Origin of the sequence: Pseudomonas sp. Root329 (assembly GCF_001424925.1) — a bacterium.
GTDB lineage: Bacteria > Pseudomonadota > Gammaproteobacteria > Pseudomonadales > Pseudomonadaceae > Aquipseudomonas > Aquipseudomonas arabinosi.
Genome location: NZ_LMCV01000006.1, coordinates 127,325 through 139,538 on the forward strand (window position 1 = coordinate 127,325; position 12,214 = coordinate 139,538).

Here is a 12,214-nt window from a genome sequence, read left to right on the forward strand (position 1 = left end):
AGTGTCTCTGATCGCTTCTGACCACTTCCGCATCGTTGTCGGCCTCGGCAAGAGCGGCATGTCCCTGGTTCGCTTCCTGGCGAACCGGGGCACGTCGTTTGCTGTCGCCGATACGCGGGAAAATCCACCGGAACTGGCCACGCTCAAGCGTGACTATCCGCACGTGGAAGTGCGTTGTGGCGAGCTGGACGTCGAATTCCTGTGCCGCGCCGACGAGCTCTACGTGAGCCCCGGCCTGGCGCTGGCGACCCCGGCCCTGCAGGCTGCCGCCGCCCGTGGCGTGAAATTGTCCGGTGACATCGAGCTGTTCGCGCGTAACGCGAAGGCGCCGATTGTTGCCATCAGCGGTTCCAACGCGAAAAGCACCGTCACCACATTGGTTGGCGAAATGGCAGCAGCGGCCGGCAAGCGTGTCGCCGTTGGTGGCAACCTCGGTACGCCGGCGCTGGACCTGCTCAGCGACGACGTCGAGCTGTACGTGATGGAACTGTCGAGCTTCCAGCTCGAAACCACCGATCAGCTCAACGCCGAAGTGGCGACCGTGCTCAACGTCAGCGAAGACCACATGGACCGCTACAGCGGTCTGCCGGCCTATCATCTGGCCAAGCACCGGATCTTCCGGGGTGCCAGGCAGTTTGTGGTCAACCGTCAGGATGCCCTGAGCCGTCCGCTGATTGGCGAAGGTCAGCCATGCTGGACCTTCGGTTTGAGCAAGCCCGATTTCAAGGCATTCGGTATCCGCGAAGAAGACGGCGAGAAGTACCTGGCCTTCGAATTCCAGAACCTGATGCCGGTGCGCGAGTTGAAAATTCGCGGCGCCCACAACCAGTCCAACGCCCTGGCGGCATTGGCCCTGGGCCACGCCGTCGGCCTGCCGTTCGATGCCATGCTGTCTAGCCTGCGCACCTTCGCCGGGCTTGAGCATCGCTGCCAGTGGGTCCGCGACCTGAATGGCGTGAGCTACTACAACGATTCCAAAGCCACCAACGTCGGCGCCGCACTGGCTGCCATCGAAGGCCTGGGCGCGGACATCGACGGCAAGCTCGTGCTGATCGCCGGTGGCGACGGCAAGGGTGCCGAGTTCAAGGACCTGCGTGATCCGGTGGCGGCCAACTGCCGCGCCGTGGTGCTGATGGGCCGCGATTCCGAGCTGATCGCTGAGGCCATCGGCGATGCCGTGCCACTGATTCGCGTCAACTCGCTGATCGAAGCGGTCGAGCAATGCCGCGCCATCGCAGAGACGGGCGACGCCGTGTTGCTGTCGCCGGCTTGCGCCAGTTTCGATATGTTCAAGCATTACGAAGACCGTGGTCACCAGTTCGTCCGCGCTGTGGAGGATCTGGCATGAGCCTGATGAACATCATCAAGCCGTATCCGTCGCCGATCATCACCGGGCGCGGCATCGACCTCGATTTCCCGATGCTCGCCGGCTGCCTGGCATTGATCGGCCTCGGGCTGGTCATGATTGCATCGGCATCGACCGAAGTGGCGGCTGTGCAGTCGGGCAGCGCCCTGTATTACATGATTCGCCACCTTATCTATATCGTGCTGGGCCTGGGTGCCTGCGTCGTCACCATGATGATTCCGATCGCCACCTGGCAACGCCTGGGCTGGCTGATGCTGATTGGTGCGTTCGGTTTGCTGGTGATGGTGATCATCCCGGGGATCGGCCGTGAAGTGAACGGTTCGATGCGCTGGATCGGCTTCAGTTTCTTCAACGTTCAGCCGTCGGAAATCGCCAAGGTATTTGTCGTTATTTACCTGGCCGGTTACCTGGTGCGTCGCCAGAAAGAAGTGCGTGAAAGCTGGATGGGCTTCTTCAAGCCGTTCATCGTTCTGCTGCCAATGGCGGGCCTGTTGCTGATGGAGCCGGACTTCGGTGCCACGGTTGTAATGATGGGCGCAGCGGCGGCGATGCTGTTCCTCGGCGGAGTCGGGCTGTTCCGTTTTTCCTTGATGGTTGTCCTGGCGGTCGCGGCGGTGGTGTTGTTGATTCAAGTGCAGCCGTATCGAATGGCGCGCCTGACCAACTTCGCGGATCCGTGGGCCGACCAGTTCGGTGCCGGCTATCAGTTGTCTCAAGCGTTGATCGCTTTTGGCCGCGGCGAATGGCTGGGCGTTGGCCTGGGCAACAGCGTGCAGAAACAGTTCTACCTGCCGGAAGCCCACACCGACTTCGTGTTCTCGGTCCTGGCCGAAGAACTGGGTGCCGTGGGTTCTTTGTGCACGGTAGCGCTGTTCGTCTTTGTCTGTATCCGTGGCATGTACATCGGTTATTGGGCCGAGAAGGCCAAGCAATTTTTCGCCGCCTACATCGCGTACGGCTTGTCGTTCCTGTGGATTGGTCAGTTCCTGATCAACATCGGGGTGAACGTCGGCCTGCTGCCGACCAAGGGTCTGACCCTGCCGTTCCTCAGTTATGGCGGTAGCTCGTTGGTGATCTGCTGTGCCTGTCTCGGCTTGTTGCTGCGCATCGAGTGGGAAAGTCGAACCCACTTGGGCAGTGAAGAGATGGAGTTCCATGAGAGCGACTTCGCCGAGGAGCCGACCCATGGGCGCTAACGTATTGATCATGGCGGGCGGCACCGGTGGCCACGTGTTCCCGGCGCTGGCGTGTGCCCGCGAATTCCAGGCCCGTGGTTACACCGTGCATTGGCTCGGGACCCCGCGCGGCATCGAGAACGAACTGGTTCCGGTGGCCGGCATCGAACTGCATCGAATCAATGCCAGCGGTCTGCGTGGCAAGGGCAAGCTGTCCCTGCTCAAGGCACCGTTCATGTTGCTCAAGTCGATCTGGCAGGCGCGGGCGATCATTCGTCAGCTGCGGCCGGTGTGTGTCGTCGGCTTTGGTGGTTATGTGACCGGTCCTGGTGGCGTTGCAGCCAAACTGGCCGGCGTGCCGGTGATCGTTCACGAGCAGAACGCCGTGGCGGGTACCGCCAATCGGTTGCTGGTGCCGTTGGCCGCCCGAGTCTGTGAAGCGTTCCCCGACACCTTTACCCTGTCGGGCAGCCGTCGGACCACCGGTAACCCGGTGCGCACCGAGCTGTTCCTCGAAACACCGCGACAGGCTCTGGCCGGTCGCAAGGCGCGTTTGCTGATCCTGGGCGGAAGCCTGGGCGCAGAACCGTTGAACAAGTTGCTGCCTGAAGCCCTGTCGCAAGTCGCCCCCGACCTGCGCCCGGAAGTGTTTCATCAGGCTGGCAAAAACCACGATGAAGTGACTGCAGAGCGCTACCGCGCGGCTGGCGTCGAGGCGCAAGTGCAGCCTTTCATCAAAGACATGGCCCAAGCCTATGGCTGGGCCGACCTGGTGGTGTGCCGCGCAGGCGCGCTGACCATCAGTGAACTGGCCGCCGCCGGTCTGCCCTCGATGCTGGTGCCTTTGCCCCACGCGATCGACGATCACCAGACCCGCAACGCCGATTATTTGGCCCGTGAAGGCGCTGCCTTCCTGATGCCGCAAAGAACGACTGGCGCAGCGGATCTTGCCGCACGCCTGACAGAGGTCCTGATGCAACCACAACGACTGACCGACATGGCCACCGCGGCACGCCGCCTGGCCAAACCCGATGCAACCCGTAACGTGGTCGATACCTGCCTGGAGGTGGCCCATGGTTGAGAATCAGAAAGCCATGCCGCAACCGGAAATGCGCCGCATTCGTCGCATCCACTTCGTCGGAATCGGCGGCGTGGGCATGTGCGGCATCGCCGAAGTGTTGCTGAACCTGGGCTATGAAGTGTCCGGTTCCGACTTGAAAGCTTCGCCGGTGACCGAGCGTCTCGAGTCCTTCGGCGCCCAGATCTTTATCGGCCACCGCGCCGAGAACACCACGAACGCTGATGTACTGGTCACCTCCAGTGCCGTGAACACGTCCAACCCGGAAGTTGCCACCGCCCTGGAACGCCGCATTCCGGTGGTGCCTCGCGCTGAAATGCTGGCTGAGCTGATGCGCTACCGCCACGGCATCGCCGTCGCCGGTACCCATGGCAAAACCACCACCACCAGCCTGATCGCTTCGGTGTTCGCGGCCGGTGGCCTGGACCCGACATTCGTCATCGGTGGCCGTCTGAATGCCGCAGGCACCAATGCCCAGCTCGGCACCAGCCGTTACCTGATCGCCGAAGCTGACGAAAGCGATGCGAGCTTCCTGCACTTGCAGCCGCTGGTGGCCGTGGTCACCAACATCGACGCCGACCACATGGCGACCTACGACGGTGACTTCAATAAACTGAAGAAAACCTTTGTCGAGTTCCTGCACAACCTGCCGTTCTACGGTCTGGCGGTGGTGTGCCTGGACGATCCGGTGGTGCGTGAAATCCTGCCGCTGGTGAAACGTCCGACGGTCACTTATGGCTTCGGCGACGACTGCGACGTGCGCGCGATCAATGTGCGTCAGCAGGGCATGCAGACCTTCTTCACCGTGCTGCGTCCTGATCGCGATCCGCTGGATGTTTCGGTGAACATGCCGGGCAACCACAACGTGTTGAACGCACTGGCAACCATCTGCATCGCCACCGACGAGGGCGTCAGCGATGAAGCCATCGTCCAGGGGCTGTCCGGGTTCCAGGGTGTCGGCCGACGCTTCCAGGTCTACGGCGAACTGCCGGTAGAAGGCGGCAACGTGATGCTGGTCGACGACTACGGTCACCATCCGACCGAAGTCGCTGCAGTGATCAAGGCCGTGCGCGGTGGCTGGCCTGAACGCCGTCTGGTGATGGTCTACCAGCCGCACCGTTACAGCCGCACCCGCGACCTGTACGACGACTTCGTCAATGTATTGGCCGACGCCAACGTCCTGCTGCTGATGGAAGTCTACCCGGCCGGTGAAGAACCGATCCCGGGCGCCGACAGCCGCAAGCTGTGCAACAGCATCCGTCAGCGCGGTCAGCTCGACCCGATCTACATCGAGCGCGGTGTTGACCTCGCGCCCATCGTCAAGCCGCTGCTGCGTGCCGGCGACATTCTGTTGTGCCAAGGCGCCGGTGACATCGGTGGTCTCGCACCGAAACTGTTGAAAAGTCCGTTGTTCGCAGGCGCCGTTGCTGCGCCGAGTGTGGGGAAGTTGAAATGACTGCTGCTTACGCCAACCTCGTCTCCACTATTGCGCCGAAAGATTTCGGCCGCGTCGCCGTGCTCTTCGGCGGCAAGAGTGCCGAGCGTGAGGTTTCCCTGAAGTCGGGTAACGCGGTTCTCGACGCGCTGCTAAGCGCCGGTGTCGACGCGTTTGGTCTCGACGTGGGCGATGACCTGTTGCAGCGTCTGCTGAACGAAAAAATCGACCGTGCCTTCATCATTCTCCACGGCCGTGGCGGTGAAGACGGCAGCATGCAGGGCCTGCTGGAATGCCTGGGTATTCCGTACACCGGCAGCGGCATTCTTGCTTCCGCGCTGGCCATGGACAAGCTGCGCACCAAGCAAGTCTGGCACAGCCTCGGTATTCCGACGCCACGCCATGCCGTACTGACCAGCGAGGCCGATTGTATTTCGGCGGCGACGGAACTGGGCTTCCCTTTGATCGTCAAACCGGCCCATGAAGGTTCAAGTATCGGGATGGCCAAAGTGACCTCCGCGTCGGAGTTGATCGACGCGTGGAAAGCGGCCAGTACCTACGATTCGCAAGTGTTGGTCGAGCAATGGATTCAAGGTCCGGAGTTCACCATCGCCACCCTGCGTGACCAGGTGTTGCCACCGATTGCCCTGGGCACGACGCACAGCTTCTACGACTACGACGCCAAGTACGTGGCTTCCGATACCCAGTACCGGATTCCGTGTGGCCTGGACAGCAACAAAGAAAAAGAACTGATGGACCTTACGGCGAAAGCCTGTGAGGCGCTGGGTATCGCCGGTTGGGGCAGGGCTGACGTGATGCAGGACGCCGACGGGCAGTTCTGGTTCCTGGAAGTCAATACCGCACCGGGCATGACCGATCACAGTCTGGTGCCGATGGCGGCTCGTGCTGCCGGTCTGGATTTCCAGCAACTGGTTTTGGCGATTTTGGCCGCTAGCGTTGCCAATAATGTTGAGCCGCGAGGTTAAGACCATGCAAGGCGCACAGCTGAGACATCAGCCCTCCGCACCACCCGGCCGCAAGCCGGTACCGCGGGGTGCCAGCCGAATGGTGGCCAAAGAGCCGATGTCTGCGCGCCTGCCGAAAGCCAATTTTGGTTTTCTGAAAAGCCTGTTCTGGCCCGTGCTGTTGGTCGCACTGGGTTTCGGTACTTACGAAGGCGCGCAGCGTTTGTTGCCGTACGCCGACCGACCGATCACCAAGATCAACGTGCAGGGCGACTTGAGTTACATCAGCCAGCAAGCGGTGCAGCAGCGGATCGCCCCGTACGTGGCGTCGAGCTTCTTCACCATCGACCTGGAGAGCATGCGCACCGAGCTGGAAACGATGCCATGGATTGCCCACGCCGAAGTGCGTCGGGTGTGGCCGGATCAAGTGGTGATCCGCCTGGAAGAACAACTGCCGGTGGCCCGTTGGGGCGATGAGTCGCTGTTGAACAACCAGGGTCAGGCGTTCACCCCGCGTGAGTTGGCGAACTACGAACACTTGCCACAGCTGTTCGGCCCACAACGGGCCCAACAGCAAGTGATGCAGCAATACCAGGTGCTGAGCCAGATGCTCAGGCCGTTGGGCTTCTCGATTGCACGGCTGGAGTTGCGTGATCGAGGCAGCTGGTTCCTGACCACCGGCGCCGGTAGCGCGGGCCCGGGAATCGAACTGTTGCTGGGACGCGGCAACCTGCTGGAAAAGATGCGCCGCTTCATTGCCATCTATGACAAGACGCTTAAAGAACAGATTACGAACATTGCGCGCATCGATCTGCGCTACGCCAACGGCCTCGCTGTTGGCTGGCGGGAACCTGTAGCGCCCACGACAGCCCAACCCGCTGTCGCGAAGAATTAAGAAGAGGCAGGACCATGGCAAACGTGCAAAGCGGCAAAATGATCGTCGGTCTCGATATCGGCACCTCCAAGGTGGTGGCGCTGGTCGGCGAGGTCTCGGACGACGGCACGCTGGAAATCGTCGGGATCGGTACCCATCCGTCCCGTGGCCTGAAGAAAGGCGTGGTGGTGAACATCGAGTCCACCGTGCAATCGATCCAGCGCGCGATCGAAGAGGCGCAGCTGATGGCTGGTTGCCGCATTCACTCGGCGTTCGTCGGCGTGGCGGGCAATCATATCCGCAGCCTGAACTCCCACGGCATCGTGGCGATTCGTGATCGCGAAGTCAGCGCCGCCGACCTCGAGCGCGTGCTCGACGCTGCTCAGGCTGTAGCGATCCCGGCTGACCAGCGCGTGCTGCACACCCTGCCGCAGGATTACGTGATCGATAACCAGGAAGGTGTTCGTGAGCCTCTGGGCATGTCGGGCGTACGTCTGGAAGCCAAGGTTCACGTGGTCACCTGCGCCGTCAACGCCGCACAGAACATTGAAAAATGCGTGCGTCGCTGCGGCCTGGAAATCGACGACATCATTCTCGAGCAACTGGCTTCGGCCTACTCGGTCCTGACCGACGACGAGAAAGAGCTGGGCGTGTGCCTGGTGGACATCGGTGGCGGCACCACCGACATCGCGATCTTCACCGAAGGCGCGATCCGTCACACCGCGGTAATCCCGATTGCGGGCGACCAGGTAACCAACGACATCGCCATGGCGTTGCGCACTCCGACCCAGTACGCCGAAGAAATCAAGATTCGCTACGCCTGCGCTCTGGCCAAACTGGCCGGTGCCGGTGAAACCATCAAGGTCCCAAGCGTTGGCGACCGTCCACCGCGCGAGCTGTCCCGTCAGGCCCTGGCCGAAGTGGTCGAGCCGCGTTACGACGAGCTGTTCACGCTGATCCAGGCCGAACTGCGTCGCAGTGGCTACGAAGACCTGATCCCGGCCGGCATCGTGCTGACCGGTGGTACGTCGAAGATGGAAGGCGCGGTCGAACTGGCCGAAGAAATCTTCCACATGCCGGTCCGCCTCGGCGTGCCGCATGGCGTCAAGGGCCTGGACGATGTGGTCCGCAACCCGATTTATTCCACCGGCGTTGGCCTGTTGATGTACGGCCTGCAGAAGCAGTCCGACGGGATTTCGTTCTCGGGCATCAGCAGCCGTGACAGCTACAGCAATGAAGAACCGAAAGCCGCCTTGCTCGATCGCATCAAGAGCTGGGTACAAGGCAACTTCTAAAGATTTACCGCAGCACCGCAGCAAAAAGCAGTAGGCGAAAAAACTAGAGAATGTAAGGAGAGGGAAAATGTTCGAACTCGTAGACAACATCCCCGCAAGCCCGGTTATTAAAGTTATCGGTGTTGGCGGAGGCGGCGGCAACGCCGTCAACCACATGGTCAAGAGCAACATTGAAGGCGTTGAATTCATCTGCGCCAACACTGATGCCCAGGCGCTGAAATCCATCGGCGCGCGGACCATCCTGCAACTGGGCACCGGCGTGACCAAAGGTCTCGGCGCTGGCGCCAACCCTGAAGTAGGTCGTCAGGCCGCTCTCGAAGATCGTGAGCGCATTGCCGAAGTCCTGCAGGGCACCAATATGGTGTTCATCACCACTGGCATGGGCGGTGGTACCGGTACCGGTGCTGCGCCGATCATTGCTGAAGTGGCCAAGGAAATGGGGATTCTCACCGTTGCGGTGGTGACTCGTCCGTTCCCGTTCGAAGGCCGCAAGCGCATGCAGATCGCCGATGAAGGCATCCGTCTGCTGTCTGAAAGCGTCGACTCGTTGATCACCATTCCCAACGAGAAGCTGCTGACCATCCTTGGCAAGGACGCAAGCCTGCTGTCCGCATTCGCCAAGGCCGACGATGTACTGGCCGGTGCCGTTCGCGGTATCTCCGACATCATCAAGCGTCCGGGCATGATCAACGTCGACTTTGCCGACGTACGTACCGTGATGAGCGAAATGGGCATGGCGATGATGGGCACTGGCTGCGCCAGCGGTCCGAACCGTGCACGTGAGGCCACCGAAGCGGCCATTCGCAACCCGTTGCTGGAAGACGTGAACCTGCAAGGTGCACGCGGCATCCTGGTGAACATCACCGCCGGTCCTGACCTGTCCCTGGGTGAGTACTCCGACGTGGGTAGCATCATCGAAGCTTTCGCTTCCGAGCACGCAATGGTCAAGGTCGGTACCGTTATCGATCCGGACATGCGCGACGAGCTGCACGTGACCGTGGTTGCCACAGGTCTGGGCGCGAAAATCGAGAAGCCTGTGAAGGTTATCGACAACACCATGCACACGTCCGTGGCTTCGCAACCGCAGCAACAAGCGCCTTCGCGTCAGGAAGCGCCGGCGGTAAACTATCGTGACCTGGACCGTCCGACCGTCATGCGCAACCAGGCTCAAGCCGGTGCTGCGACTGCCGCGAAGATGAATCCGCAAGATGATCTAGACTATCTGGACATCCCGGCTTTCCTGCGTCGTCAGGCCGATTAATGGAATGTATCAGGGCTATGAAGGTGATTGGTGTTCAGCAAAGGTCTGGTCTGCTATCATCGCCAGCCTTTGTTGATACCAGTTCGCAATTTGCGCTGAAGCGGCCCAAGCCATGATTAAACAACGCACACTGAAAAATATTATCCGTGCTACAGGTGTAGGCCTGCACTCCGGGGAGAAGGTATACCTGACCCTCAAGCCCGCACCTATCGACACCGGCATTGTGTTTGTTCGTGCCGATCTCGACCCTGTGGTGCAGATTCCTGCCCGCGCGGAAAACGTTGGTGAAACCACGATGTCGACCACACTGGTCAGTGGTGACACCAAAGTGGATACGGTGGAGCACTTGCTCTCGGCCATGGCTGGCCTGGGCATCGATAACGCCTACGTCGAGCTCTCCGCGTCTGAAGTTCCGATCATGGATGGTAGCGCTGGACCTTTCGTATTCCTGATCCAATCGGCCGGCCTGGAAGAACAGGACGCACCGAAGAAGTTCATCCGGATCCTGCGGGAAGTGACAGTGGAAGATGGCGACAAGCGCGCCACTTTCGTCCCTTTCGAAGGCTTCAAGGTGAGTTTCGAGATCGATTTCGATCACCCGGTTTTCCGTAACCGCACACAAAGTGCAAGCGTGGATTTTTCCAGCACTTCGTTCGTAAAAGAAGTCAGCCGCGCCCGTACCTTTGGTTTCATGAGTGATATCGAGTACCTGCGCAAGCACAACCTCGCACTCGGCGGCAGCGTTGAAAACGCTATTGTGGTCGACGCGGATGGTGTACTGAACGAAGACGGCCTTCGCTATGAAGACGAATTCGTGAAGCACAAGATCCTCGATGCAATTGGTGACCTCTACCTGCTGGGCAATAGCCTGATTGGTGAGTTCAAGGGCTTCAAGTCCGGACATGCATTGAACAACCAGCTGCTGCGCAAGTTGATTGAGCAGACAGATGCTTGGGAAGTCGTGACTTTCGAAGACGCCAGCACTGCACCGATCTCTTACATGCGTCCAGTTGCGGCCGTGTAAGTAAAAAACCTCTCTAGTTTTTTAAAGGCTACCTTCGGGTGGCCTTTTTTTATGCCTACAGGAACGTGTGCGGAGTTGGTGATGATCGTTCCCACGCAGAGTGGTCTGCACCCCAAAAGTTGGACACAACTGATGGGGTGCTTAATGCGAAAGTATACGGTTCAAGCGAAGCTGCTAGCGGTACAGGATTACTGCTCTGGNCGGGTAGCGTTTGCTGACGTTCCCACGCTCTGGTCTGCACCCCAAAAGTTGGACACAACTGATGGGGTGCTTAATGCGAAAGTATACGGTTCAAGCGAAGCTGCTAGCGGTACAGGATTACTGCTCTGGCAAAGCGGGTTTTAGAGAGGTCGCGCATCGTCACGAAGTGGATTTTTCGTCGTTGCGCCAGTGGGTTGCAGCCTATCAGGTGCATGGCGCCGCCGCTTTAGAAGCAAAAAAGGTGCAGCACTACAGTGTTGAATTCAGATTGTCGGTTCTGAAGCGTATGCGCGAGGAGCAGCTGTCCTATCGCCAAGCTGCGGCGTTGTTTGATATCCGCAAATTCAACATCGTCGGCGATTGGCAGCGCCGCTATGATGGGGGCGGTGAAAATGCCTTGCTCTGCCAACCCAGACGAACTGGATCTGCGAAAAAAATGCCCAAGCTGCCCGAACCTGTCCGTCCTCTGTTACCTGATGAGTCTCGTACCCGGGAGGAGTTGATCGCAGAACTGAATCAACTTCGGTTGGAAAATGACTATCTAAAAAAGCTCGATGCCTTGGTTCAGAAGAAACGAGCAGCGCAACAGAAAAAGCGCAAATCGTAATCGAACTGAGGCMGCGGCACTCTCTCGATGGCTTGTTGAAAGCAGCTGGATTGGCGCGCAGCACGTTCTACTATCAGCAGAAAGTGCTCCAGGCGGCTGATAAATATGCGGATCTGAAAGCCAAGATATGCGAGGTTTTCAACGAAGACGAAGGCAAGCTTGGCTATCGCCGCGTGACGCTGGCAGTGCGCAAGGCCGGTTTCTTGATCAACTACAAGACCGTCCAGCGCCTCATGGCTGAGCTTGGTCTCAGATGCCGTGTGCGTGTGAAGAAGTATCGCGCCTACAAAGGTGAAGTGGGTCGAGCCGCGCCCAATCTTCTGAACCGCGATTTTCAAGCTTCACAGCCCAATCAGAAGTGGGTGACCGACGTCACGGAGTTTAAAGTGGGAGGACAGAAGCTTTATCTGTCGCCCATCCTGGACCTCTATAACGGCGAAATCATTTCCTACGATATCGCCAAGCGGCCATTGTTCAGCATGGTTGGGGCAATGCTTAACGAGGCCTTTACGCGACTTAAACCAGACGAAAAACCCATCTTGCATTCAGACCAAGGCTGGCAGTACCGGATGCCCATTTATGGCCAACTTCTAAAAGAGCACGCGGTCACACCGAGCATGTCGCGCAAAGGCAACTGTTATGACAACGCGGCCATGGAAAGCTTCTTCGGCACGCTCAAATCCGAATTTTTTTACCTGAGCAAATTCAGTAATCTGGATGAGCTTCACGCCGGCCTGGTGGATTACATCCACTATTACAATCACCGGCGTATCAAGCTGAAGCTGAACGGACTGAGCCCTGTCGAATACAGGACTCAATTCGTTCAGGCCTAGATCGACAATCGTCCAACTTTTTGGGGTCAGTCCACTCTGCGTGGGAACGATCAGCGCCGATCAGTATTTATCGCCCCGTTTACTGATGCCGAGGAGGACC

The 12,214-nt window shown here is 59.3% G+C and carries 10 protein-coding genes; all 10 read left to right on the forward strand.

Annotated elements, in window-relative coordinates; translation table 11 throughout:
* Window position 1: 1 nt before the first annotated feature.
* A complete protein-coding gene (gene murD, locus ASC74_RS08845; protein WP_056740914.1) occupies window positions 2-1,348 on the forward strand; it encodes a UDP-N-acetylmuramoyl-L-alanine--D-glutamate ligase in 1,347 nt (448 codons plus the stop codon).
* Window positions 1,345-2,562, forward strand: a complete 1,218-nt coding sequence (gene ftsW, locus ASC74_RS08850) for a putative lipid II flippase FtsW (protein WP_056740916.1) — start codon at window positions 1,345-1,347, stop codon at window positions 2,560-2,562. Before murD ends, ftsW begins: the two co-directional genes overlap by 4 nt.
* A complete protein-coding gene (gene murG, locus ASC74_RS08855; RefSeq protein ID WP_056740918.1) occupies window positions 2,552-3,622 on the forward strand; it encodes an undecaprenyldiphospho-muramoylpentapeptide beta-N-acetylglucosaminyltransferase in 1,071 nt (356 codons plus the stop codon). Before ftsW ends, murG begins: the two co-directional genes overlap by 11 nt.
* Complete coding sequence (gene murC, locus ASC74_RS08860) at window positions 3,615-5,075, forward strand: UDP-N-acetylmuramate--L-alanine ligase (RefSeq protein WP_056740919.1); 1,461 nt, start codon at window positions 3,615-3,617, stop codon at window positions 5,073-5,075. The genes murG and murC overlap by 8 nt, the downstream gene beginning before the upstream one ends.
* Window positions 5,072-6,040: a D-alanine--D-alanine ligase gene (locus ASC74_RS08865; RefSeq protein WP_056740921.1), complete on the forward strand. Its 969-nt coding sequence runs from the start codon at window positions 5,072-5,074 to the stop codon at window positions 6,038-6,040. Before murC ends, ASC74_RS08865 begins: the two co-directional genes overlap by 4 nt.
* Before the next feature lie 4 nt (window positions 6,041-6,044).
* The gene (locus ASC74_RS08870) at window positions 6,045-6,914 is read left to right on the forward strand and encodes a cell division protein FtsQ/DivIB (protein ID WP_056740930.1); all 870 of its coding nucleotides are present in this window, start codon (window positions 6,045-6,047) and stop codon (window positions 6,912-6,914) included.
* Between the two features lie 14 nt (window positions 6,915-6,928).
* The gene (gene ftsA, locus ASC74_RS08875; RefSeq protein WP_046048247.1) at window positions 6,929-8,188 is read left to right on the forward strand and encodes a cell division protein FtsA; all 1,260 of its coding nucleotides are present in this window, start codon (window positions 6,929-6,931) and stop codon (window positions 8,186-8,188) included.
* Window positions 8,189-8,255: 67 nt separating this feature from the next.
* Window positions 8,256-9,449: a cell division protein FtsZ gene (gene ftsZ / locus ASC74_RS08880; RefSeq protein ID WP_033061342.1), complete on the forward strand. Its 1,194-nt coding sequence runs from the start codon at window positions 8,256-8,258 to the stop codon at window positions 9,447-9,449.
* A 112-nt stretch (window positions 9,450-9,561) separates the two neighbouring features.
* Window positions 9,562-10,473, forward strand: a complete 912-nt coding sequence (gene lpxC, locus ASC74_RS08885) for a UDP-3-O-acyl-N-acetylglucosamine deacetylase (protein WP_008147525.1) — start codon at window positions 9,562-9,564, stop codon at window positions 10,471-10,473.
* A gap of 274 nt (window positions 10,474-10,747) precedes the next feature.
* Window positions 10,748-12,114 (forward strand): IS3 family transposase gene (locus tag ASC74_RS30885; protein ID WP_156400805.1). Its coding sequence is split into 2 segments (ribosomal slippage): window positions 10,748-11,216 and window positions 11,216-12,114, totalling 1,368 coding nucleotides; the frame shifts between segments, so codons are not numbered across the junction.
* Window positions 12,115-12,214 lie beyond the last annotated feature (100 nt).

What these genes read in the sequence shown, in the direction of transcription:
- ftsW (WP_056740916.1), top strand. Translation starts at nt 1,345, where the DNA reads ATGAGCCTGATGAACATCATCAAGCCGTATCCGTCGCCGATCATCACC.
- murG (WP_056740918.1), top strand. Translation starts at nt 2,552, where the DNA reads ATGGGCGCTAACGTATTGATCATGGCGGGCGGCACCGGTGGCCACGTG.
- murC (WP_056740919.1), top strand. Translation starts at nt 3,615, where the DNA reads ATGGTTGAGAATCAGAAAGCCATGCCGCAACCGGAAATGCGCCGCATT.
- ASC74_RS08865 (WP_056740921.1), top strand. Translation starts at nt 5,072, where the DNA reads ATGACTGCTGCTTACGCCAACCTCGTCTCCACTATTGCGCCGAAAGAT.
- ASC74_RS08870 (WP_056740930.1), top strand. Translation starts at nt 6,045, where the DNA reads ATGCAAGGCGCACAGCTGAGACATCAGCCCTCCGCACCACCCGGCCGC.
- ftsA (WP_046048247.1), top strand. Translation starts at nt 6,929, where the DNA reads ATGGCAAACGTGCAAAGCGGCAAAATGATCGTCGGTCTCGATATCGGC.
- ftsZ (WP_033061342.1), top strand. Translation starts at nt 8,256, where the DNA reads ATGTTCGAACTCGTAGACAACATCCCCGCAAGCCCGGTTATTAAAGTT.
- lpxC (WP_008147525.1), top strand. Translation starts at nt 9,562, where the DNA reads ATGATTAAACAACGCACACTGAAAAATATTATCCGTGCTACAGGTGTA.